25 protein-coding genes are annotated in these 21471 nt (G+C 59.8%); 15 read left to right on the top strand and 10 right to left on the bottom strand.

Annotated elements, in window-relative coordinates; all coding sequences use genetic code 11:
- Positions 1-79 precede the first annotated feature (79 nt).
- The 4 genes from ACIQJ2_RS13300 to ACIQJ2_RS13285 all read left to right on the top strand — a co-directional run bounded on the left by ACIQJ2_RS13300 (position 80) and on the right by ACIQJ2_RS13285 (position 4400).
- Positions 80-1396, top strand: a complete 1317-nt coding sequence (locus ACIQJ2_RS13300) for a peptidoglycan DD-metalloendopeptidase family protein (RefSeq protein ID WP_400669285.1) — start codon at positions 80-82, stop codon at positions 1394-1396.
- Positions 1397-1593: 197 nt separating this feature from the next.
- Complete coding sequence (locus ACIQJ2_RS13295; protein WP_199151645.1) at positions 1594-3111, top strand: DEAD/DEAH box helicase; 1518 nt, start codon at positions 1594-1596, stop codon at positions 3109-3111.
- A 36-nt stretch (positions 3112-3147) separates the two neighbouring features.
- On the top strand, positions 3148-3570 hold the full coding sequence (locus ACIQJ2_RS13290; RefSeq protein WP_400669280.1) for an NUDIX domain-containing protein: 423 nt from the start codon (positions 3148-3150) through the stop codon (positions 3568-3570).
- A 197-nt stretch (positions 3571-3767) separates the two neighbouring features.
- Positions 3768-4400 (top strand): DapH/DapD/GlmU-related protein, encoded by a 633-nt coding sequence (locus tag ACIQJ2_RS13285; protein WP_400669277.1) that lies wholly within the window; start codon positions 3768-3770, stop codon positions 4398-4400.
- Positions 4401-4604: 204 nt separating this feature from the next.
- Here ACIQJ2_RS13285 and ACIQJ2_RS13280 read toward each other — a convergent pair whose 3' ends face one another.
- The 7 genes from ACIQJ2_RS13280 to ACIQJ2_RS13250 are packed head-to-tail and all read right to left on the bottom strand — an operon-like array spanning position 4605 to position 10301.
- Positions 4605-4925: a TfoX/Sxy family protein gene (locus ACIQJ2_RS13280; protein WP_400669274.1), complete on the bottom strand. Its 321-nt coding sequence runs from the start codon at positions 4923-4925 to the stop codon at positions 4605-4607.
- Between the two features lie 3 nt (positions 4926-4928).
- Entirely contained in the window at positions 4929-6563 is a 1635-nt protein-coding gene (locus tag ACIQJ2_RS13275; protein WP_400669271.1) for an NTP transferase domain-containing protein, read from the bottom strand.
- Positions 6560-7267, bottom strand: a complete 708-nt coding sequence (locus tag ACIQJ2_RS13270; protein ID WP_400669269.1) for an XdhC family protein — start codon at positions 7265-7267, stop codon at positions 6560-6562. Before ACIQJ2_RS13270 ends, ACIQJ2_RS13275 begins: the two co-directional genes overlap by 4 nt.
- Positions 7267-7596 carry an XdhC family protein gene (locus tag ACIQJ2_RS13265; protein WP_400669266.1) on the bottom strand — a complete coding sequence of 110 codons (330 nt, stop codon included), beginning with the start codon at positions 7594-7596 and terminating at the stop codon, positions 7267-7269. The genes ACIQJ2_RS13270 and ACIQJ2_RS13265 overlap by 1 nt, the downstream gene beginning before the upstream one ends.
- Positions 7597-7603: 7 nt before the next feature.
- On the bottom strand, positions 7604-8851 hold the full coding sequence (locus ACIQJ2_RS13260) for a VWA domain-containing protein (RefSeq protein WP_400669264.1): 1248 nt from the start codon (positions 8849-8851) through the stop codon (positions 7604-7606).
- A 3-nt stretch (positions 8852-8854) separates the two neighbouring features.
- Entirely contained in the window at positions 8855-9787 is a 933-nt protein-coding gene (locus ACIQJ2_RS13255; RefSeq protein WP_400669262.1) for an AAA family ATPase, read from the bottom strand.
- 19 nt (positions 9788-9806) lie between these two features.
- Positions 9807-10301, bottom strand: a complete 495-nt coding sequence (locus tag ACIQJ2_RS13250; RefSeq protein WP_199151065.1) for a flavin reductase — start codon at positions 10299-10301, stop codon at positions 9807-9809.
- Between the two features lie 168 nt (positions 10302-10469).
- Here ACIQJ2_RS13250 and ACIQJ2_RS13245 point away from each other — a divergent pair, with 168 nt between their 5' ends.
- From ACIQJ2_RS13245 to purB, 4 genes are all read left to right on the top strand, one after another.
- A complete protein-coding gene (locus ACIQJ2_RS13245) occupies positions 10470-11552 on the top strand; it encodes a branched-chain amino acid ABC transporter substrate-binding protein (RefSeq protein ID WP_400669260.1) in 1083 nt (360 codons plus the stop codon).
- Between the two features lie 81 nt (positions 11553-11633).
- Positions 11634-12320 carry a ribulose-phosphate 3-epimerase gene (gene rpe, locus ACIQJ2_RS13240; protein WP_199151060.1) on the top strand — a complete coding sequence of 229 codons (687 nt, stop codon included), beginning with the start codon at positions 11634-11636 and terminating at the stop codon, positions 12318-12320.
- A 94-nt stretch (positions 12321-12414) separates the two neighbouring features.
- Positions 12415-12828, top strand: a complete 414-nt coding sequence (locus ACIQJ2_RS13235) for a hypothetical protein (protein ID WP_199151061.1) — start codon at positions 12415-12417, stop codon at positions 12826-12828.
- A gap of 117 nt (positions 12829-12945) precedes the next feature.
- Positions 12946-14247 carry an adenylosuccinate lyase gene (gene purB / locus ACIQJ2_RS13230; RefSeq protein WP_199151062.1) on the top strand — a complete coding sequence of 434 codons (1302 nt, stop codon included), beginning with the start codon at positions 12946-12948 and terminating at the stop codon, positions 14245-14247.
- On the opposite strand, the gene ACIQJ2_RS13225 is transcribed toward purB, so the two are convergent.
- Positions 14228-14743, bottom strand: coding sequence for a low affinity iron permease family protein (locus ACIQJ2_RS13225; RefSeq protein ID WP_400669255.1), 516 nt, complete (start codon positions 14741-14743; stop codon positions 14228-14230). The genes purB and ACIQJ2_RS13225 overlap by 20 nt on opposite strands.
- 87 nt (positions 14744-14830) lie before the next feature.
- Positions 14831-15631: a DUF2189 domain-containing protein gene (locus ACIQJ2_RS13220; RefSeq protein WP_400669253.1), complete on the bottom strand. Its 801-nt coding sequence runs from the start codon at positions 15629-15631 to the stop codon at positions 14831-14833.
- Between the two features lie 167 nt (positions 15632-15798).
- Between ACIQJ2_RS13220 and ACIQJ2_RS13215 the strand changes: the two genes are divergently transcribed.
- The 6 genes from ACIQJ2_RS13215 (at position 15799) to ACIQJ2_RS13190 (ending at position 19571) form a co-directional block, all read left to right on the top strand.
- Positions 15799-16353, top strand: coding sequence for an alpha/beta hydrolase (locus ACIQJ2_RS13215; protein WP_199096706.1), 555 nt, complete (start codon positions 15799-15801; stop codon positions 16351-16353).
- A gap of 264 nt (positions 16354-16617) precedes the next feature.
- Positions 16618-17382 carry a phosphoribosylaminoimidazolesuccinocarboxamide synthase gene (gene purC / locus ACIQJ2_RS13210; protein WP_004108877.1) on the top strand — a complete coding sequence of 255 codons (765 nt, stop codon included), beginning with the start codon at positions 16618-16620 and terminating at the stop codon, positions 17380-17382.
- A gap of 17 nt (positions 17383-17399) precedes the next feature.
- Positions 17400-17642, top strand: coding sequence for a phosphoribosylformylglycinamidine synthase subunit PurS (gene purS / locus ACIQJ2_RS13205; protein ID WP_199150612.1), 243 nt, complete (start codon positions 17400-17402; stop codon positions 17640-17642).
- 102 nt (positions 17643-17744) lie between these two features.
- A complete protein-coding gene (gene purQ / locus ACIQJ2_RS13200; RefSeq protein ID WP_400669250.1) occupies positions 17745-18416 on the top strand; it encodes a phosphoribosylformylglycinamidine synthase subunit PurQ in 672 nt (223 codons plus the stop codon).
- Between the two features lie 127 nt (positions 18417-18543).
- Positions 18544-18954 (top strand): hypothetical protein, encoded by a 411-nt coding sequence (locus tag ACIQJ2_RS13195; protein ID WP_400669248.1) that lies wholly within the window; start codon positions 18544-18546, stop codon positions 18952-18954.
- 80 nt (positions 18955-19034) lie between these two features.
- Positions 19035-19571 (top strand): AAA family ATPase, encoded by a 537-nt coding sequence (locus ACIQJ2_RS13190; RefSeq protein WP_400669245.1) that lies wholly within the window; start codon positions 19035-19037, stop codon positions 19569-19571.
- Positions 19572-19615: 44 nt separating this feature from the next.
- On the opposite strand, the gene ACIQJ2_RS13185 is transcribed toward ACIQJ2_RS13190, so the two are convergent.
- The gene (locus tag ACIQJ2_RS13185) at positions 19616-19768 is read right to left on the bottom strand and encodes a DUF1127 domain-containing protein (protein WP_400669242.1); all 153 of its coding nucleotides are present in this window, start codon (positions 19766-19768) and stop codon (positions 19616-19618) included.
- A gap of 197 nt (positions 19769-19965) precedes the next feature.
- On the opposite strand from ACIQJ2_RS13185, the gene ACIQJ2_RS13180 reads away from it, so the two are divergent.
- Positions 19966-21384 (top strand): PLP-dependent aminotransferase family protein, encoded by a 1419-nt coding sequence (locus tag ACIQJ2_RS13180; RefSeq protein WP_199150617.1) that lies wholly within the window; start codon positions 19966-19968, stop codon positions 21382-21384.
- Positions 21385-21471: the final 87 nt, after the last annotated feature.

Here is a 21471-nt window from a genome sequence, read left to right as displayed (position 1 = left end):
CTGAAACAGAAAGCATTCGTTAACCATAATACCGTGTACTTCCGATGGGTGCCAAAAGGCATCGATTGGGAGAGTCTCGGTGACAGCAAGGCCTCAAAACCGGGTTTTCGGCAAACAGCAGCGGCATCACACCATCATCGTCGCCAGCGGCGACATGGTGCGTCACATGACCGTGCGCCCCTGGATGGCGGCTCTTGCCGTGTGCCTCGTCGGCATTCTGTCGATCGGATACCTTCTGGCGACGTCCTACCTGGTGCTGCGCGATGATCTGATCGGCGCGACGATGGCACGGCAGGCCCGCATGCAATACGACTATGAAGATCGCATCGCTGCGCTGCGTGCTCAGGTCGACCGCGTGACCTCGCGCCAGCTTCTGGACCAGCAGGTCGTTGAAGAGAAGGTCGACAAACTCATCGAGCAGCAGCAGCAACTCTCCTCACGCGGCGGCAAGCTCAACGCCCTGTTAGACCGTGCAGAAAGCTCTGGCCTCACGGACAAGGACTCTCATGCCGATGCCAATATTTCGGCGGGAAAGAACGAGCACGCCCAGCTGTCGGCACCGAAGGCGATCGAGAAGCTTCTTTCCGGCGGCAAGCCCGCGGACGCAACTCCCGACAACTCCACCCTCGCCTATGTCCCCGCTCCGGAAACCGTCGCCGATCGCGCCGACCGCGTCTTCTCGAAGGTGACGCTTTCGTTGAAGCATATCGAGCAGGATCAACTGAGCCGCATCCGCAATCTCACGGCCGACGCCTCCGGTACGGCGGGCGAGATACAGGCGATCATGCACAATGTCGGCGTGAAGGTTCCGGATGAGATCGCGAGCAGCGCCGGCAAAGACGCTGACGATGGCGTAGGCGGTCCTTATGTCGCGCCGGAAAATGTGGATCAGTTCGAGCAGTCCATGGCCGATCTCGACACGGCTCTGACGCATCTGGAGACCGTGCGAAGCACTGCCGAGAGCTTGCCCTTCCGCAATCCCGCCCCCGGAAAGCTCGTCACCAGCCCTTTCGGCAACCGCAAGGACCCGTTCTTCGGCACGCTCGCCCTCCATACCGGCACGGATTTTCATTTCAGCCCCGGCGAAAAGATCAAGGCAACGGCTCCCGGCAAGGTCGTGGCCGCCGGCTGGACGGGTGGCTACGGCAATATGGTCGAAATCGACCATGGAGACGGCATCTCCACGCGCTACGGTCATATGGAACAGGTGCTCGTCAAAGTCGGCGATAAGGTCGACCAAGGCGGCGTGGTCGGACTTGCCGGCAGCACCGGACGTTCGACGGGAACGCACCTCCATTATGAAGTCCGCGAAAACGGGCATCCCGTCGACCCGATGTATTTCATCAACGCCGGCACGAAGCTCGCAAGTTACATCAACGGATTGGGCGCAATTTAGCTGCCGAAGTTGTGACATAGTCGCAACAAAGATGACACTAATCTGAAAATTGCGTCACGAATGAACTTCAAGCCGATAGAAGCGCCTGCTTTCCTTGACTTCGCAGGTATTTGGTTCTATGTCGCGCTGCATTCCGGCACGTTCTTGCGTGTCGATTCATGGTCCTAGACCGAACCAAGACGGAACTAGTTTTCCCTTTGACAACATTTGCTGACCTTGGCTTGAGCCAAAAAGTCCTTTCCGCGGTAACTGACGCGGGTTACTCCACACCGACTCCGATCCAGGCCGGTGCCATCCCGTTTGCGCTTCAGCGCCGCGACATCTGCGGCATCGCCCAGACGGGAACCGGCAAGACGGCATCGTTCGTGCTGCCGATGCTGACGCTGCTCGAAAAGGGCCGCGCACGTGCACGTATGCCGCGCACGTTGATTCTGGAGCCGACTCGAGAGCTGGCTGCCCAGGTCGCCGAAAACTTCGAGAAGTACGGCAAGAACCATCGCCTTAACATCGCCCTTTTGATCGGCGGCGTGTCCTTCGAAGAGCAGGATCGCAAGCTGGAGCGTGGCGCCGATGTGCTGATCTGCACGCCTGGCCGCCTGCTGGACCATTTCGAACGCGGCAAGCTTCTGATGAGCGGCGTCGAGATCCTCGTCATCGACGAAGCCGACCGCATGCTGGATATGGGTTTCATCCCGGATATCGAGCGAATCGCCAAGCTCATTCCTTTCACGCGTCAGACCTTGTTCTTCTCGGCGACCATGCCGGCGGAAATCCAGAAGCTGGCCGATCGCTTCCTGCAGAATCCCGAGCGCGTCGAAGTCGCCAAGCCGGCATCCACCGCCAAGACCGTGACGCAGCGTTTTGTCGCCTCGCACGGCAAGGATTACGAGAAGCGCGCAACGTTGCGTGACCTCATCCGTGAGCAGACGGAACTCAAGAACGCAATCATCTTCTGCAATCGCAAGAAGGATGTCGCCGATCTCTTCCGTTCGCTCGAGCGCCATGGCTTCTCCGTGGGCGCTTTGCACGGCGACATGGATCAGCGCTCGCGCACCACGATGCTGCAGAACTTCCGTGACGGCCAGATCCAGCTTCTCGTGGCTTCCGACGTGGCGGCACGCGGCCTCGACCTCCCCGATGTCGGTCACGTTTTCAATTTCGACGTTCCGATCCATTCGGAAGATTATGTTCACCGCATTGGCCGCACCGGTCGTGCCGGACGCTCCGGCGCTGCCTTTACGATCGTGACCAAGCGCGATACCAAGCATGTCGACGCGATCGAAAAGCTGATCGGCGAAGATGTTCAGTGGCTCAACGGCGATCTGTCGTCGCTGCCGCCGGCGGACGAGAGCGCGGACGACAATCGTCCTTCCCGCCGCCGTGACCAGAAGAGCAAGGGCCGCGATCGAGATCGCAGCCGCGGAGGCCGGAGCGCCTCGAGTCATAAATCTGATATCGACGTCGAGGATAATGGCGTCGTGGCGATCGAAGCAGCACCAGCAAAGGCCGAAAGCGTGAGAAACGAGCGCAAGTCTGAGAACAATAACAAGTCCCACAACGGTTCTCGCAACAACAACCGGCCCTTCCCCGCTGCCAACGATGATCATCGCGAGCGCCGCAACCGCTATCGCGATCAGGATGACGGCCCGACACCGGTCGGCTTCGGCGACGATATCCCGGCTTTCATGCTGATCGTTGCCAACGCCAAGGCCTGATAGCTCCCGTTTGGACGCCCATCTCGGGACGTAGGCATGGGCAAGCCCGGCATTGATTTCCCAGGACTAGGAACCGGTCTCGCAATATTGCGGGACGGAAAGATATTGCTTTATCGGCGTCTCAAGGCGCCGGAAGCCGGCTTCTGGAGCATCGTCGGCGGCAAGGTCGACCATATGGAACCCGCCGCCCAGGCTTCTATCCGCGAAGCGGAAGAGGAAAGCGGCCTCTCCATCGGCAAAATCGACTATCTTTGCACCGAAGAAGTCATCGTCGAGGCGGATCGCCAGCATTGGATCTCCCTGATCTACGTCTGCAAAGACTTCTCCGGCGAACCGCGATTGATGGAACCAGACAAGCTCTCCGACTTTGGCTGGTTCGGCCGTAACGAATTGCCGGCTCAGCTTTCTGCCTTCGCCACGGCAACCATCGCACATCTGAGCGAAGAAGACTTCCGCTGACGCGCATCACCTTCCCTCTCTAAGATCAGCGCGTTGCGCTTGTTTCCCCGACATTCATCTCCCGTTGTTGCCAGTTCGCCGGCTCAATTCTGTTGTGCGACAGGGTAACCACCATCATGGCCGGGAAGCCTGCGCCTCCTCGCGTCACAAGGGCTTCATCATCGCCAACTAAGCAGTGCGAAACTTGGAGGCTGCCTATGGATTCGACCGCGCAAATAAACCGCCCGAAAATCGCAGAGACCGTCATCCATCCGACGGCGAGCGTCAGAGAGTCGAACATCGGCAAATGTTGCGAGATCCTGGCTGATACATCGCTACATGCAGTCGAGCTCGGAGATTATTCCTACCTGGGACCTCGCTGCATGGTCGGCGATGCGGCAATCGGAAAATTCTGCGCGATCGCCGCGGAGGTGAGGATCGGCGCTCCCAATCACCCGATGGACCGCCCATCGATGCATCGTTTCACCTATTGCCCGGAGTACTATTCTGCGGATGCCGTGCGTGACCATTCCTTTTTCAACCAGCGCAAGCGGGATCGTGCCATCATCGGTAACGATGTCTGGATCGGTCACGGGGTCATTGTTCTGCCGGGCGTAACGGTCGGAGATGGTGCCGTCCTCGCAGCGGGCGCTGTCGTCACCAAGGACGTCGAACCATATACTATCGTCGGCGGCGTCCCCGCCAAACTCATTCGCGAGCGGTTCTCGCGCATCATTGCGGAAAAACTGAAATCCATGGCCTGGTGGGATTGGCCATTCGAAATCATTATGGCGCGGCTTGCCGACTTTCAGTCAAGCGACATAGAGACCTTCTGCGAGCGCTGGGCCTAAAGCGCGTCGCGATCTCTAAGATTCGCTTCACGCGCTTTGGCTCTTTGATTTCACGCATGTCGTAGTCGCAAAAACCGCTGCACACTTTTGCGCGACATGCTCTGGCACGTATCGCGCCGATCCCTCCCTGGGCGGCATTACCGTGGACGCCCCCAGGCTCCAGTGATCGCATTTGCCAATAAGTTCAGCTCATCTGCGCGATTTTTATTTGTCCGAACGCATTGCCGCCTCGTAGGCGAGCCGCACCCAGCGTGCCATCACATCCGGGTCGTCGAAAGCATCCTCCGGAATTGACCAATAAGGCATATTGATCGGCTTGCCCTTCTTGCCCTCATAGGCCCAACGCCGCGATCCCGCCGCCTCGAAATCGGAAGCGCTGGCATCGTCCGCTTTCAAAAGAATTTCATCGTCCACCTCCAGAGCCAATATCCGGCCCATATGGTAGATCCCTTTACCACCGAACATCCGCTTGATGGTCACAGGCCCGAGAGACTGAAACATTTCCTCGATATCCGTATTGTCCATTCCCTATCCCTTCAGGACGCCGCCGGCCGCAACAACGGCTTCGGGTGTGTCGACGTCGAGATGTGCCGCATCGCCGATCTCGACGTCAACAACCGGCAGCCCCGATGTTTCAATAATATGCCGTGCGCCGATGTCACCCTCAAGCCGCATGACGGCGCTCAGCACTGCGCGTGGCAGAATGACGGGATTGCCGCGCTTGCCACTCGACACCGCTCGCACGATTGATTGGCCGTTTGCCTTGCGGAATGCCGCAATCAGCGTTCTCAGGTCGCCGCTGGTAATGCCCGGCATATCCGCCAGCATGACAAGGACACCATCCGCCTGTTGCGCGGCTCTCGCGCCGACGCCCGTGACCAGTGAACTTGCCATGCCGGACGCATAGTCCGGATTATGTACTCGCGTGATATCGAGGCCATCAAGCGCCCGCTCGATGTCGTCTCGGCGATGTCCCGTTACGGTGACAACGGCAGCAGCTCCGCTTGCCATCGCAGTCGACGCCGATCGGCGAACCAGCGAAATGCCGTCGAACTCGGCCAGAAGCTTGTGAGCGCCGCCCTCACCCATGCGGCTGGCCTTGCCGGCAGCCAGCATAACAACGGCAACCTCGATCGCTGCAGCCGGCTTTGTGGTAATATCGCGTGGCCGCGGTCGCGACTGAATTTCCATGAGCAACCCTCCCACACCCATGCCGCAAATATCCCGCGACGTCGGTTGTTCGCCGGCTAATATGCGATCAAGAACCCAGTCGAAGCCGTTTTCCTTCGGGCTCCGCGCGCATCCGGGCGCCCCGACAATGTGTACATCGCCTACTCTTCCGAGCACCAGCAAATTGCCCGGATCGACGGGCATTCCCACCTGCACAACCTCCCCCCCGGCAAGCCGGATGGCAGCCGGAATGACATCCTCGGCATCGATAACGGCGGACGCACCGAAAACGATGACCAGTTTCGGCAGGTGATCCGACACTTCCAGTGCCCGAGAGATCGCGTCTGCAACCGCATTCGCCCGATGAGCGACGCGTTCCTCCCGCAGCAGTACGCTGCCTGCCATTTGCAGCCGCTGCGAGAGAATGCGTGCCGTCTTGTCCATGACTGATGTCTTTAGAGACGGCAGTTCCGTCGCCACGAGCGACACAGCATGCGGCTGGAACGGCTTGACTTCGAAGACGGTCGTGCGCCGCAGGATCTCGACGCCTGCTGCGATTTTAGCCCCCGAGACAGCCAGCGGGATAATCTTGAAGGTCGCGACCATGTCACCCGACCGGACCGGCACATGATCGGCCAGACAGGCAAGCGTGATCGCGGGATCCACGCCGTTCAACCGGTCGACTGATGCTCGATCTGCAACAAAGAGGCCGTCGACCGTGCTATGGACATTGACGCGCCCGGTCGCCGCCGTCGAGAAGGTCAGATGATCGGGAGCGACGGCTCGCGCCAGCCGCTCGGCCGCCTCATCTTCCATGAGATCGCCCGGCTCGATACGGGCGGCGATGACGCGATCTACGCCGACAACGGCCAGGCGTTCGATATCGCCTCGATCAAGTCGATGCCCCTTGGCAAAGCTGCCGTCGGTGAGCCGAACCGAATGGGCAAGGATCGCACCTTCGGCTTCCGCCGTCGGAAATTCCCCGAAGATCATGGTCTGCCACCTTTTGGCAAAGAGACATCACGCCTACGCAACGAAGCGATGATTTCGGCCAGAATGGCGACGGCAATCTCAGCCGGGCTGGCGGCACCGATGGCCAGACCGATGGGAGCATGGATGCGGGCCAGATCTGCCTCCGTCAATCCCTCACGCTTCAGCCGCTCCAGACGTCCGGCATGCGTCTTGCGGCTGCCAAGGGCACCAACATAAAAACAGCCCGTTCTCAGCGCCTGTCCGATCGGCTCGTCGTCGATCTTCGGATCATGGGTCACGGCGACCAGTGCCATGTAGCTATCGAGCGGACGCTCCCTGAGCGCATCGACGGGCCAGTCGGGAATGAGATCAATGCCCTCGAAGCGCTCCGGCGTCGCAAAGGCCGTGCGTGGATCGATGATGGTGATGTCGAAGCCGGCAAGCGTGGCCATGCGTGCGAGGACCTGACTGATGTGCACAGCTCCTATGACGACGATCCGCGGCGGCGGCAGATGCACATTGAGGAACAGGTTCTCTCCTTCGATTTCGACCGCCGACGACTTGCCGGAGCGGAATGCCGAAGCCGCCGCATCGGCGAGAGCGCCGTCCAGCCCGTCGCCTTCGACGATCAGCCTGTCCGGCCCGCCCGCGAGATCCGAGACAAGGATTGCGGCCTGACGCTTGTGGCGCATCTCGTTCAGGCGCGCCAGTATCTGACGATCCATCAGACCAGCCTCTCGACATAAACCCGAATTCGGCCACCGCAGGAAAGGCCAACGCGCCACGCGGTTTCGTCGGCGACGCCGAATTCGAGCATGCGGGACTTGCCCGTCTCAATGACGTCAAGCGCCTCGGTGATCACGGCACCTTCGACGCAGCCACCGGAAACGGAGCCATGGAAATTACCTTCCCCGTCAATCACCAGATGACTGCCGGCGGGACGTGGCGCCGAACCCCAGGTGTCCACAACGGTCGCCATGGCCACATTACGGCCTGCCGACACCCATTCCTCCGCAATGACAAGCGGATCCAGACTTTCTGATATATCTGACATCGGAGCCTCATGACTTGCCGAGAAACCGTCGCGGATCGTAAGCGTCCGCACGGCCGGCGGTGAGAGCCGATACGAGATCGGCCAGAGATAATAGATTGTGAACGGGACGGAGTTCGTCAACATGCGGCAGCATTGCTTTTACGCCACGAGCCCGTGCCTCGAAGCCTTCGAAGCGCAGGAGCGGGTTGAGCCAGATCAGCCGCCGACAGGAGCGATGCAGGCGATCCATCTCCTCGGCAAGCAGCTCCACACCTTCGCGCTCCAGTCCGTCGGTGATCAGAAGCACGATCGCGCCCTGCCCCAACAGCCGACGCGCCCATAGTCGGTTGAACTCCTTCAGCGTCTCGCCGATGCGCGTTCCACCCGACCAGTCGCGCACCGCCACGGCGCATTCATCGAGCGCCTGATCGGGATCCTTGTGGCGCATAGCCCTGGTGACATTGGTCAGGCGCGTACCGAACAGGAAGGTATGAACGCGCCGCCGCCGCTCGGTCAGCACATGAAGGAAATGCAGAAAGATGCGCGTGTACTGGCTCATCGAGCCCGAGATATCGGCCAGGACCACGAGTGGCGGCTGTATCTCTTTCGGCTGCCGAAAGCGCGGCAGGATCAGTGCACCACCGGTGCGCAGCGCAGATCGCATCGTTGCGCGCGGATCGACCTTGGCCGACGCATGCGACGGTGCAAAGCGGCGCGTGCGCACCCGATCCAGCGGCAATCGCAGCCTGGCTAGCTCCTTCTTGGCGATGGCGATCTCGATTGCGGACATCTGGGCGAAATCCAGCCGGCGCAGAACTTCGCTGCCAGACGTCGTGAACCGAGCATCGATTTCGATGTCGGGCGTCTCACGCTGCGGCCGGCGATCGTCGCGATCTCCGAGTAAGGCATCACTCGCTCTTGTTTCGCCGGGCTTGGGCTTGTCCTTCTCGCGACTGTCGAGTGCCACCGGCGACATCATGGCAATCATCTTCGAAACGAGATCACGAGAGCGCCAGAATAGTCGGAATGCCTCGTCAAAAACCGCAAGATCCTCATGCCGCTTCACGAAGACCGAACACAGGGCGGCGTAAAACTCTTCGCGTGAGCCGATACCGATTGCCTCGACCGCCTCGATGGCGTCAGCAATCGCGCCAGGCCCGATCTTCAGCCCAGCCTTTCGCAGAGCCCTGCCAAACAGCACGATGTTGTCGGCAAGGCGCCCGTCACCGGGCGGTGACGGCGCAAGAGTAATGCCATCCTGCGCGCCCGGTTCCATGGCTCATCCAGCCGCAAGCATTTCGGATTTCACGTCGTCGAGCACGCGTTTGCCCTCGCCACCCTGAATGCGAGCAATGTCGTCCTGATATTTCAGGAGCGTCCCCAGCGTGTCGGAGATCGTCTCCGGATCGAGCGCGAGCCTGTCGAGCTCGGTCAAAGCCGTCGCCCAGTCGATCGTCTCGGCAACGCCGGGATTCTTGTAGAGATCGAGTGTGCGCAGCTTCTGCACATAGGCGACGATCTGCCGCGACAGGGTCTCGTTGCTGCCAGGCACCTTGCGGCGGATGATCTCCAGTTCCTGCTCGGCCTGCGGATAATCGACCCAATGATAGAGGCAGCGCCGTTTCAGAGCGTCATGCACCTCACGCGTGCGGTTTGTCGTGATGATGACGATGGGCGGCTCGGTGGCTCGGATCGTCCCAAGCTCCGGCACCGTGACCTGGAAATCGGACAGCACCTCCAGAAGGAATGCTTCGAAAGCTTCGTCTGTGCGGTCGAGTTCGTCGATCAGGAAGACAGGCGCCCGCCCGCCGACACCGGAAAGCGCCTGCAGCACCGGCCGGCGGATCAGATAGCGCTCCGAGAAGATGTCGGCTTCGATGCGGTCGCGATCCGTGAGACCCGATGCTTCGGCGAGACGGATTTCCAGCATCTGCGCCGGATAGTTCCATTCATAGACGGCTGAGGAAACATCGAGCCCTTCGTAGCACTGCAGGCGGATCAGTGGCCGGTCGAGCGCCTTGGACAGCACTTTTGCGATCTCGGTCTTGCCGACACCGGCCTCGCCCTCCAGAAAGAGCGGTCGCTTCATTTTCAAAGCCAGGAAGAGGACCGTGCCGAGTGCACGGCCGGCCAGATAGTCGTGCTCGGCAAGCAAGGCCATCGTCTCATCGATCGAGCCCGGCAGCACAGTAGGTGATTTTTGATCCGCCATGATAACTCCCCTGCAGGGGTTATAGCGCGTGATAGCCCCGGTTCATATAGAGCAACGCCGGCTTCGGTTCGCTATAGCGAATGGCCATCACCTCACCGAAAATGATGTTGTGGGTCGAGGCCTGCTTGATCTCAAGGACGCGGCAATCGAAAGCAGCCAGCGCATCGCTCAGAACCGGCGCTCCAGTCACCAGCGTCTCGAACGAACCGGCGGCGAAGCGTTCGTCGACCGTCAGCTGCGTCTTTCCCGAGAAGGCGTCCGCCAACGACTGATGGTCAGCGCCGAGCGTATTCAGCGCGAAAATGCCGCTGTTGAAGAAGATATCGTTCTTCGCATTGCTGTTGTTGAGGCAGATCAGAACCGTGGCAGGACTGTCCGAAACCGAGCAGGCAGCCGTAATCGTAACGCCGCGCCGCTCGTCACCGAGCGCCGTCGTCACCAATTGCACATGGCCCGCATAGCGGCTCATGGCATCTCGATAAAGCGCCGGATCCATACGCTGCCTATCTAGCACCACCATCTCCATTTCCCGTGACACCCCGTATTTCTCCCAATATGGCGGCCAGATGTTAGCTTTTCTACAATGCCTCCATTGAAAACAGAGGGATTTTGCTGCTTTTTCTTTGACGAGCCACTTCAGGCGGATAAATAGAGCAGAAAAATTGTCCGGGATAATCAATCGATGAACGTTCTGCGTCGCCTTCCGCTTCTGTTCGTGCTGCTTTCGGCGGCCGGCAGTAGCTACGCCGCAGGAATTCAGATCGGTGTCGTTGCGCCGCAGGACGGCAATTTCGCAACGCTGGGTGCCGAAATTACCACCGGCGCCAATTTCGCCATCCAGGCACAGAAGGACACTGCGACAGTGGTCAACGAGCCGTGCACCGAGGATGGCGGCCGCGCCGTCGCCGAAGCGCTGATCGCTGCAAAAGCGCAGATCGCGATCGGCTTTCTCTGCACGGAAACACTGGAAGGCGCGTTGCCTCGCCTCAAGGATGCCGGCATTCCGGCGATTACCGTTTCCGTGCGTTCCCGCATCCTGATGGAGGATGCCCTGAAGAACGGCTGGCCGCTGTTCCGCCTCACTGCGGTGGATAGCGCGGAGGCGGCAATGGCCATCAGCACCATATTGAAGAGCTGGGCCGGCGAACCGACGGCTCTGATCGACGATGGCACGATCCACGGACGCGAGCTGGTCGGCGCGATCCGCAGCGCACTTGAGGAAAAGGGGCTCAAGCCGGTCTTCACCGATACCTATCGCCCGGGCCAGGATCAGCAGATCGCGCTCGTCCGCCGCCTGAAGAAGGCCGGCGCAACACGCGTTTTCGTTGGCGGCGACCGCAGCGACGTCGCCGTGATTGCGCGCGACGCGAAGAGCGAAAACATTCCCCTCACCATCATGGGAGGCGACGCAATGCGCGCCGCCGATCAGCCGGTACCCCTGCTCGAAGGCGTACAGGCCATCGCGCTTCCCGATTTTGCCGATCTGCCGCCAGCGCAACCAACCGTGCAAGCGATGCGCGCTGCCGGCATCGAGCCGGACGGCTATGTGCTGCCGGCTGTAGCAGCAGCCCAGATCGCCAGTCAGACAGCCGAAAGCGCCAAGGCGGAAAACAAGCCGATCGCCGAGAAGATTGTCGGCACGACGTTCCAGACGGCCCTCGGCGCGATCACATTCGGTCAGAACCACGAGTTGACCGAGAATTTCTATCAGCGGCTCGAATGGCGCGGCAATGCTTTCATGCCGATGACGACGCCGTCCAACTGAGCCGATCCCTGCCGGCGGTTGTTTGCGCGCGACGTCGGTGCTAATCCAAACTGAAAAAATCAGATGGAGCTCAGCTTTCCCATGACCTTGCCGATCCGCATTGCCCCTTCCATTCTTGCCGCCGACTTCGCCAAGCTCGGACAGGAAGTGAAGGATGTGACCGAAGCTGGAGCCGACTGGATCCATCTGGATGTCATGGATGGCCATTTCGTGCCGAACATTTCTTTCGGCCCCGATGTCATCAAGGCTTTGCGGCCCTACACCACCGCGACCTTCGATTGCCATTTGATGATCTCGCCGGCCGATCCTTATCTCGAAGCTTTCGCCAAGGCCGGCTGTGACCGCATCACCGTGCATGCCGAAGCCGGCGTGCATCTGCACCGCTCGCTGCAGACGATCCGCCATCTCGGCAAGAAGGTCGGCGTCACCCTCAATCCGGCAACGCCGCTCTCGATCCTGGAAAATGTGCTCGACGATATCGACCTGATCCTGATCATGTCGGTCAATCCGGGCTTCGGCGGCCAGAAATTCATCCCGGCCATGGCCGACAAGATCCGCAACGCCAAGTCCCTGATCGGTGATCGGCCAATCGAATTGGAAGTCGACGGCGGCGTTTCCACTGATACCGCCGAGCTTATCATCGCGGCGGGCGCCAATGTCCTTGTTGCCGGCTCGGCAATCTTCAAGGGCGAATCGGTAGATGCCTACAAGCAGACGATCGGCGACCTCAGAGCCGCAGCGGAAAGAGGTCGCGTTGGATCCAAGTAATCCAGCCAGAACCATCGAGGCGGCGGACCGGACCCGGACCGCCGTTTCCTATTGCCTTGGATATTTGCGCGACGCAGCCTGCTGGGGGCTGGCTATGGCCGCTTCCGCCCTTGCTGCGCTCTATCTGCGCAACGGCTTTCTTACGAGCCATCTGACCGCGCTGACCCTCATCTACTTCTTCGGCGGTCTCCTCACCTGGCCGATCGTCGTGCCGATCGCCAAACGCTATGCAGGCCATCGTCCGCCAACCGCGCGCTTCGCTGCGTTCTTTCTGGCTCTGTCGATCGGAACAGCCGCCATGACGGCATTCCTCTTCGCCATGGACTACCGCTGGTTTTATGCGCGCTGGCATGCCCCGTTCGGCTCGCTCATCTGGATATTCCAGTTCCTGTTCACCGGCGCCAGCGCCGTCTATCAGTTTGCCGTACTCGGCTTCGCGCTGTTTCTGCCCTTCGGTTTGCTTTGCCTGATCGCTGCGTCGGCCTATCTTGTGCGACATAGGCGTTGAGGATCAAAGATTGATCCGGGATCAAAGATTGATCCGCTAAACATTGTGATTGCCGCCCGTCTTTGTTATGGGGGCGCCGAGGTTTCCTTTCCCGTTAGCCAAGAAAGCTTTGAGCCCATGATCCCGCGCTACTCCCGACCGGAAATGGTCGCCATCTGGTCGCCCGAAACCAAGTTTCGCATCTGGTTCGAGATCGAGGCGCATGCTTGTGACGCGCTGGCCGCGCTCGGCGTCATTCCGAAGTCCGCAGCCGATACCATCTGGGAAAAGGGTGGCAAGGCAACGTTCGACGTCGCCCGCATTGACGAGATCGAGGCCGTCACCAAGCATGACGTCATCGCCTTCCTGACGCATCTTGCCGAAATCGTCGGCCCCGACGCCCGTTTCGTGCACCAGGGCATGACCTCCTCCGACGTGCTCGACACGTGCTTCAACGTTCAGCTCGTTCGCGCCAGCGACCTGCTGCTTGCCGATATCGACAAGCTGCTTGAAGCCCTGAAGCGCCGCGCCTTCGAGCACAAGGACACCGTCACCATCGGCCGCTCGCACGGCATTCATGCCGAGCCCACGACCTTCGGCGTGAAGCTGGCGCTGGCCTATGCCGAGTTCGAGCGCTGCAAGCAGCGCCTGATCGCGGCCCGCGAGGAAGTTGCCACCTGCGCAATCTCCGGCGCTGTCGGTACCTTCGCCAATATCGACCCGCGCGTTGAAGAGCATGTCGCCGCTGCCCTCGGCCTGAAGCCGGAGCCGGTCTCGACGCAGGTTATCCCGCGTGACCGTCACGCGATGTTCTTCGCCACGCTCGGCGTCGTCGCTTCTTCAATCGAGCGTCTCGCAACTGAAATCCGCCACCTGCAGCGCACGGAAGTCCTGGAAGCCGAGGAGTATTTCTCGCCGGGCCAGAAGGGCTCGTCAGCCATGCCGCACAAGCGCAACCCGGTGCTGACCGAAAACCTGACCGGCCTTGCCCGCATGGTCCGCTCTTACGCCCTGCCGGCGATGGAGAACGTTGCCCTCTGGCATGAGCGCGATATCTCGCACTCCTCCGTCGAGCGCATGATCGGCCCGGATGCAACGGTAACGCTCGACTTCGCGCTCGCGCGCATGACCAGCGTCATCGACAAGCTGCTCGTCTATCCGGACAACATGATGAAGAATATGAACAAGTTCCGCGGACTTGTTCATTCGCAGCGTGTCCTTTTGGCGCTGACCCAGGCGGGCGTTTCCCGCGAAGATTCCTACCGCCTGGTTCAGCGCAATGCGATGAAGGTCTGGGAACAGGGCAAGGATTTCCTCGAAGAGTTGCTGGCCGATCAGGAAGTGCGCGCAGCACTGTCCGAAGCAGATATTCGCGAGAAATTCGACCTCGGTTATCACACCAAGCACGTCGACACGATCTTCAAGCGGGTTTTCGGCTAGAGCCGGCTTTTTTTGATTGATTGCCAGTGGAGGCGGTGCGGCTGACGCGCCGCCTCTTTTGTTTGATCACGGATTTGGCGATGACCGCCTCATTCCGTTTGCCGCCTTCATCTGCCTTGCCGTCATGCTTTTCCCGGTGGCGTTTTGCCGCCTTCTCGACGAGCCTGTCGAGGTGCCTCAGATCCTCTTCATCGAGGTTTTCGATCCCTATGAAGCGATTTTCGGCTGCACTTGTCAGGATCAGCTCGTTGAGCTTCGCCTGTATGGCGCGTGTGTCGCGTGTCTGGGCGTTCTGAAGCAGGAAAACCATCAGAAATGTGACGATCGTCGTGCTCGTGTTGATGACCAGCTGCCAGGTGTCGGAATAATCGAAGATCGGCCCCGTTGCGCCCCAAAGAATAACGGAGAACAGGGCAAGGACAAAGATGGCCGGTTTGCCGGTCCATTCGGAAACCACGACCGCGAAGCGTGTGAAGATATGCGTAAGCCGAGCCATGATCCGCACCTCCATGATGATGCGGATCAACGCCAAAACATCGTTGCGGTTCCAACGATTGCCGGTGGCCGCTGAAGGCTCGAATTTTCAATCCTGCGGCACGACCAACTTACGGTAGAGATGCCAGGATGCGTGGCCGAGTATGGGCATCACGACAGCGAGACCCGCGAAGATCGGGATAGTCCCGATGACGAGGAGTGCAGCCACGATCAGACCCCAAACGGCGATCGGCACCGGATTGATCAATGTTGCCCGTATGCTGGCATCGATCGCGGCAACCACACCGACGTCACGATCCAGCAGCAGCTGGAAGGTCACGACCGTGGTCGCCAACGCGACGAGTGCAAAGAGGAAGCCGGCCAGGTCGCCCCAGAACATCATCGCCATCCCCTCAGGCGTCGTCAGGACGCTCGACATGAAGGATGAAAGCGTGGGCGGCACGCCGTCGCCGAAGAAGATAAAGTAAATGTTCTGCGCCACGAAGAGCCAGACGATGAACAGCCCAAACAGCATGAGGCCCGCAACGACGATCGACGGCAATGCCGGCGAATGGCGCACATCAAAGGCATGGCTCCAGGATGTATCCTGCCCCTTTTCACGCCGCCGACTGATCTCATAGAGGCCTATCGCTGCCATGGGGCCGAGCAAGGCAAACCCCGACATGAGCGGGAACAATATCGGCAGCAGGTTCTGGTCCGTGCTCCAGATGGCGAGCGCAATGCCGGCAATCGGGTACATCAGGCACAGGAAGACGTAATGCGAAGGCTTCTCGCTGAAATCGTCCAGCCCCAATTTGAGGGCATCGACAAGGTCTGCAATACCAATCTTGCGGATGGCGGGGCGGGAAAAAGTGTGATCCGCTCCTGCCATGACGTGAAAGGCCGTCATAGTGCTCTCCTCCTCAACCGTGGTGCGCGGCAGCGGCTCAGGATGGCGGCAAAGTGATCGCCGACATCGTCATTCGCTACCGGCAACGGCGATCCTAGCAAATTTTGCCGCAATTGTCGCCTTTTTCCCTTGACACTTGGGTTCACCTTTTCCACATCGGCGCAATCATGAAAGCCTCCGACGCAAATATCCTCATCATCCCCGGCTATACCAATTCCGGCCCCGACCACTGGCAGACGCGCTGGGAGCAGAAGCTCTCGACCGCACGGCGGGTGGAACAGGCCGAATGGTCGAAGCCGGTGCGCGATGACTGGGTCGCCCGCATTGCCGAAGAAGTGAACGCTTCGGACAAGCCCGTGGTGCTCGTGGCGCATTCGCTTGGTGTTCCCTCGGTGATCCACGCCATCCCGCATTTCCGCAACAAGGTCGCAGGTGCCTTCCTCGTGGCTCCGCCTGATGTCGCCAACTCCAGCATCCGGCCGAAGCATTTGATGACCTTCGGACCCTATCCCCGCGATCCCCTGCCATTTCCCTCGATCACGATTGCGAGCCGCAACGATCCGTTCGGAAGTTACGAACACGCGGAGGATGTTGCCAACAGCTGGGGCTCCATGCTGATCGACGCCGGTGAATCCGGGCATATCAACAGCGATTCCGGCCACGGTCCCTGGCCCGAAGGCACGATGGTCTTCGCCAAGTTCCTGAGCCAGCTGAAGCCGTAATCGCTTGCAAACAGGAATATGATGGACATGGTTGGGCTCATTAGCCTGTGAAGTACCGGCGAGCTTCATTCCATCGTCAGATAAAAGCCTGTAAAACAGGCGATGACAGGATCCCGATTCAGAGCATTGGCACCCCGCCAAGGCCGGAATTCCGGGGAAGGAGGCGCAGGCGGATTGTGAATTCGCTTCTTATCCGTTATGGGGACGCCCACATACGATCCACTTGCGCTATCCCATGAGCGCCAAAGACAGAGAACAATACCAATGAACCGTCGCCGCCGTATCTACGAAGGCAAGGCCAAGATCCTTTATGAGGGACCTGAGCCGGGCACGCTGATCCAGTTCTTCAAGGACGACGCTACTGCCTTCAACAAGAAGAAGCACGAAGTCATCGATGGTAAGGGTGTTCTGAACAATCGCATCTGCGAATATATCTTCAGCCATCTGAACAAGATCGGCATTCCCACCCATTTCATCCGCCGCCTCAACATGCGCGAGCAGCTGATCAAGGAAGTGGAGATGATCCCGCTCGAGATCGTCGTGCGCAACGTTGCCGCCGGCTCGCTCTCCAAGCGCCTCGGCATCGAGGAAGGCGTGGTTCTGCCGCGCTCGATCATCGAGTTCTACTATAAGTCCGATGCGCTCGAAGACCCGATGGTCTCCGAAGAGCACATCACCGCTTTCGGCTGGGCAAACCCCGCCGAACTCGACGACATCATGGCGCTGGCCATCCGTGTCAACGACTTCATGACCGGCCTTTTCCTCGGCGTCGGCATCCAGCTCGTCGATTTCAAAATCGAATGCGGCCGTCTGTTCGAAGGCGACATGATGCGCATCATCCTCGCGGACGAAATCTCGCCGGACAGCTGCCGTCTCTGGGATATCGAAACCCATGAGAAGATGGACAAGGATCGCTTCCGTCGCGATATGGGCGGTCTGCTCGAAGCCTATTCCGAAGTCGCTCGCCGCCTCGGCATCATCAATGAAAACGAACCCGTGCGCGGCACAGGCCCGGTTCTCGTCAAGTAAGTTCAGGAAGGACAATCGTGATCAAGGCTCGTGTAACCGTCACGCTGAAAAACGGCGTTCTCGATCCGCAGGGCAAGGCAATCGAAGGCGCTCTTGGCGCACTTGGCTTTGACGGCGTCCATCAGGTCCGTCAGGGCAAGGTCTTCGACCTCGAGCTTGAAGGCACAGACAAGAGCAAGGCCGAAGCCGAGCTGAAAGCCATGTGTGAAAAGCTCCTCGCCAATACGGTGATCGAGAACTTCGCCATTTCGATCGACTGATTGTCCTTCTTCAAGAGCCATTCTTTCTTTGCCCGAGGCAATGGAGTATGGCTCACAGAGCACTTCCAGCGATCATCCCTAGCCTATTGCGGGAACAGCACCATGAAATCAGCAGTCGTCCAACTCCCCGGCCTCAATCGCGATCGCGACATGATTGCGGCTCTGACCAAGATTTCCGGCCATGCGCCCGTAACGGTCTGGCAGACGGAGACCGAGATTCCGGACGTCGACCTGATCGTCATTCCTGGCGGCTTCTCCTATGGCGATTACCTGCGCTGCGGCGCAATCGCTGCCCGCATGCCGATCATGCAGGCGATCAAGGATAAGGCCGACAAGGGCGTCAAGGTTCTCGGCGTCTGCAACGGTTTCCAGATCCTGCTGGAAGCCGGCATGCTGCCTGGGGCGCTGATGCGCAACGCCTCGCTGAAGTTCGTCTGCCGCGAAGTGAAGCTCGAAGTGGTGAATGCCGACACGGAATTCACCAGCGCCTATGCCAAGGGCCAGGTCATTCGCAGCCCTGTTGCCCATCATGACGGCAACTATTTCGCCGATGCCGGCACGCTGAAGGCGCTGGAAGACAATGGCCAGGTGGTTTTCCGCTATGCCGACGGCACCAACCCCAACGGCTCTGTCAACGATATTGCCGGCGTCATCAACGCCAAGGGCAATGTGCTCGGCATGATGCCGCATCCGGAAAATCTGATTGAAGCGGCACATGGCGGCAATGACGGCCGCGGCCTGTTCGCATCAGCGCTCGGCGTCATCGCCGCCTGATAAATCACCAAGCCGGGCACCGGCATCATAAAATCGACGTCTTTGCGCAAAACAGCAGAGCGCCGGCAAATGATCCGTTCGTGACAGCCACCAAGCCAGACCTAACCGCCTCATTGGAAAGAAATTGATGCGCCCTCGCCTCCCGATAGGACTTTACTCCGCCGCTGCCATCGCGATGCTTGGGCTTCTGGTCACCTCCTGCGCAGGTCCGCGGGCTCCGAGCATTGTCGCGACCGATCGCGGCGCCCTGCCGACCATGGAGCGCGTGATGCTCAATGCCAGCGCCTGCTGGTTCAAGTCGTCCGATCCGGCCTTCGCGGGTTATCAGCTTTCTCCGGAACTCAATTCTTTTACCGGTCGCCCGCGTATTCTGGTGGTCGACAAGAAACATCCGACCGGCCGGCCGTCACTCGTTGTCCAGGCGGAAGGCAATCCGGCCCAATTGCAGGCCTTCGGTCCGATGATGGGCGGCGCTTCAGGCGGCCGCATCACGGGCGACGTCAATCGTTGGGCTGCCGGTTCGAAGAACTGCAGTTAAGGCTGCAAGCCTGAACCCTTTCGCTTTCTGCGACATCGCAGCCTACGCGTGACGTGCCCTCAACTTCAGGGATCATTGTCATGGATAGATTTGTCATTCTTTCAGGCTGCTCCGGCGGGGGAAAATCGACCCTGCTCGAAACGCTCAGGCTTCGCGGACATCAAGTCGTCGAGGAGCCCGGCCGGCGCATCGTGACGCGAGAGCTGGAGAGCGGCGGCTCGGCGCTGCCTTGGGTGGATCTGATCGCATTCCTGCGCCGCGCGATCGAAATGTCGCTCTCCGATCACGAAGCAGCAGCAGCAGCACGCGCCGGTATTGTCTTCTTCGACAGGGGATTGATCGATGCAGCGTCGGCGCTTCAGCATATCACAGGCGAACCGGCATTGGCCTCATACGCTCAGGAACATCGCTACAACAGCCATGTCTTCCTGACGCCGCCCTGGCCGGAAATATACGTGGGCGACCACGAGCGCAGGCACGATCTATCCGAGGCGATCGCCGAATATGACCGACTGTGCGCCGACTACCCCAAACTCGGCTACGAGCTTCATATCCTGCCGAAGACCAGCGTCGAGGCGCGCGCCGACTATGTCCTTTCAAAGCTGGGCCTGCTTTGATCACGGCCCAGCTCCGATGAAGGCACACATTCCGCGCCGTCCGATCAATCCCAGAAGAACGACTTGTTGGCTTCCGTATTCGCTTCGCGGCGCGTGAGGCCGATGTCACGCAGTTGTTCGTCCGTCAGTTCCCGTAGGACCCAGCGCCCCTCCCGCTTCTGCATCCACAGGCGAAAGGCCACCCAAAGCCAGCGCATGGGATACGACTTTGGCTGTGTCGCTCCACTCTCCGAGCTCGCCACGCAAGTCCGACTGGCGTCGCCTGCGCAAATTGTATCAATTGTACTCATTTTAGTGCCTATGACGTTGAGACATTGTCCGTGCATCGAGCCAAACGACGCAATTGACTCATAGTATTGACTTCGCATCAGGGACAATCTAGTAAATTGTCATTATGACAAATTGGCTCCCTGACATTTCCAGTGGCAACGGACCGGTCTATATCCGCGTTGCCGACAGCATCGAAAACGCGATTACGCATGGCGTCCTGCCGCCGGGCACCAAGCTGCCGCCGCAGCGCAACCTCGCCTACGACATCGGCGTGACCATCGGCACCGTGAGCCGGGCCTACGCACTGGTGCATGAACGAGGCCTCGTTGCCGGCGAAGTCGGTCGCGGCACCTATGTGCTGGAACGTTCGAACGGCAAACAGATCGAGCAGGTGGATCCGATCACGCAGGCGCTGGCTGGCACCCGCGGCCTCAATACGCCCGACGCGAAAATACGCTTCGATACGACGGCCGCCCCCGACATCGGCCAGGGCGAAATTATCGGGAAGCTGTTTGCCGATATCAGCAGCGATCACCGGTCGGAGATTTCCTCCTACTCGCGGAATTTCCCGGCAAGCTGGTTCGAGGCGGGACAGATCTGGCTCGCTCGCAATGGCTGGAAGCCGGCAATCGAGACGGTCGTGCCGACACTGGGCGCCCACGCTGGCGCAATTGCCGTGATTTCGGCCGTGACCTCTCCCGGTGACAAGATTGTCTTTGAAAATCTGACCTACACGCAGATCAGCCGCGCCACGCGCCTCCTCGGTCGTCGATCCATACTGGTCGATTCCGACGAACACGGCATGATCCCTGATGATTTCGAGCGGCTGTGCCAGCAGCAGCACCCCCGCCTCGCCTTCCTGATGCCGACGGCGCACAACCCCACACTCGTCACGATGCCCGAGGCACGACGACGGGCAATCGCCGCCATCGCCCGCCGGCACAGCGTCTGGCTGATAGAGGACGATCTCTACGGCGGCATGACCGGCGACCACAACCCTCTGATGGCATCCATCGCGCCGGAGCGAACCTTCGTCGTCAGCAGTCTGGCGAAAGCCGTAACGGCAGGCGTGCGCGGCGGCTGGGTTGCCTGCCCTCCACATTTCGCCCAGCGCATCAAGGTCACGCACAAGATGACGACAGGCGGCTTGCCTTTCATTCTGGCCGAAACCTGTGCGCGCCTCGTGCTGGAAGGCCATGCGCTGGAATTGCGCCGCAAATCGGTCGAGGAAATCAAGGCACGCGAGCGGATCGCGCAGGAGGCATTGGCGGGATTCGAATTCAATTCACACCCGCACCTGCCGTTCCTCTGGCTGAAGCTGCCTGAGCCCTGGCTTTCCGGTACCTTCAAGAATGCCGCTATTGCAGAAGGCGTGCTCATCGACGACGAGGATGAGTTCAAAGCCGCACGCACGGAGAAGGTCTATCACCGCGTTCGCGTCGCCTTTTCGTCACCACGGCAACGTGAAGATGTCGCGACCGGCTTCATGACTTTGCGGCGGTTGCTGGAAAATGGCTCATCGGGCTACGATAGTCACATTTAAGCAAGACTTTTGGTTTATCGACAGAGATATTGCTGAATCCGCGTTCAGCCGTCTCGACTCATAGCTCCCTACCATTCTATGAATATT

This window comes from Rhizobium sp. NPDC092011, from assembly GCF_044756305.1.
GTDB lineage: Bacteria > Pseudomonadota > Alphaproteobacteria > Rhizobiales > Rhizobiaceae > Rhizobium.
Note: the sequence above shows the minus strand (reverse complement) of the source record. Positions and strands in the feature narration are given on the sequence as shown.

What these genes read in the sequence shown, in the direction of transcription:
- ACIQJ2_RS13265 (WP_400669266.1), bottom strand. Translation starts at nt 7,596, where the DNA reads ATGTCAGATATATCAGAAAGTCTGGATCCGCTTGTCATTGCGGAGGAA.
- ACIQJ2_RS13215 (WP_199096706.1), top strand. Translation starts at nt 15,799, where the DNA reads ATGAAAGCCTCCGACGCAAATATCCTCATCATCCCCGGCTATACCAAT.
- ACIQJ2_RS13185 (WP_400669242.1), bottom strand. Translation starts at nt 19,768, where the DNA reads ATGCGCTGGCTTTGGGTGGCCTTTCGCCTGTGGATGCAGAAGCGGGAG.
- ACIQJ2_RS13260 (WP_400669264.1), bottom strand. Translation starts at nt 8,851, where the DNA reads ATGGAACCGGGCGCGCAGGATGGCATTACTCTTGCGCCGTCACCGCCC.
- ACIQJ2_RS13290 (WP_400669280.1), top strand. Translation starts at nt 3,148, where the DNA reads ATGGGCAAGCCCGGCATTGATTTCCCAGGACTAGGAACCGGTCTCGCA.
- ACIQJ2_RS13225 (WP_400669255.1), bottom strand. Translation starts at nt 14,743, where the DNA reads ATGGCTCGGCTTACGCATATCTTCACACGCTTCGCGGTCGTGGTTTCC.
- ACIQJ2_RS13270 (WP_400669269.1), bottom strand. Translation starts at nt 7,267, where the DNA reads ATGGATCGTCAGATACTGGCGCGCCTGAACGAGATGCGCCACAAGCGT.
- ACIQJ2_RS13220 (WP_400669253.1), bottom strand. Translation starts at nt 15,631, where the DNA reads ATGACGGCCTTTCACGTCATGGCAGGAGCGGATCACACTTTTTCCCGC.
- ACIQJ2_RS13195 (WP_400669248.1), top strand. Translation starts at nt 18,544, where the DNA reads ATGCGCCCTCGCCTCCCGATAGGACTTTACTCCGCCGCTGCCATCGCG.
- ACIQJ2_RS13255 (WP_400669262.1), bottom strand. Translation starts at nt 9,787, where the DNA reads ATGGCGGATCAAAAATCACCTACTGTGCTGCCGGGCTCGATCGATGAG.
- ACIQJ2_RS13275 (WP_400669271.1), bottom strand. Translation starts at nt 6,563, where the DNA reads ATGATCTTCGGGGAATTTCCGACGGCGGAAGCCGAAGGTGCGATCCTT.
- purC (WP_004108877.1), top strand. Translation starts at nt 16,618, where the DNA reads ATGAACCGTCGCCGCCGTATCTACGAAGGCAAGGCCAAGATCCTTTAT.
- ACIQJ2_RS13180 (WP_199150617.1), top strand. Translation starts at nt 19,966, where the DNA reads ATGACAAATTGGCTCCCTGACATTTCCAGTGGCAACGGACCGGTCTAT.
- ACIQJ2_RS13245 (WP_400669260.1), top strand. Translation starts at nt 10,470, where the DNA reads ATGAACGTTCTGCGTCGCCTTCCGCTTCTGTTCGTGCTGCTTTCGGCG.
- rpe (WP_199151060.1), top strand. Translation starts at nt 11,634, where the DNA reads ATGACCTTGCCGATCCGCATTGCCCCTTCCATTCTTGCCGCCGACTTC.
- ACIQJ2_RS13235 (WP_199151061.1), top strand. Translation starts at nt 12,415, where the DNA reads ATGGCCGCTTCCGCCCTTGCTGCGCTCTATCTGCGCAACGGCTTTCTT.
- purQ (WP_400669250.1), top strand. Translation starts at nt 17,745, where the DNA reads ATGAAATCAGCAGTCGTCCAACTCCCCGGCCTCAATCGCGATCGCGAC.
- ACIQJ2_RS13280 (WP_400669274.1), bottom strand. Translation starts at nt 4,925, where the DNA reads ATGGACAATACGGATATCGAGGAAATGTTTCAGTCTCTCGGGCCTGTG.
- ACIQJ2_RS13190 (WP_400669245.1), top strand. Translation starts at nt 19,035, where the DNA reads ATGGATAGATTTGTCATTCTTTCAGGCTGCTCCGGCGGGGGAAAATCG.
- ACIQJ2_RS13285 (WP_400669277.1), top strand. Translation starts at nt 3,768, where the DNA reads ATGGATTCGACCGCGCAAATAAACCGCCCGAAAATCGCAGAGACCGTC.
- purB (WP_199151062.1), top strand. Translation starts at nt 12,946, where the DNA reads ATGATCCCGCGCTACTCCCGACCGGAAATGGTCGCCATCTGGTCGCCC.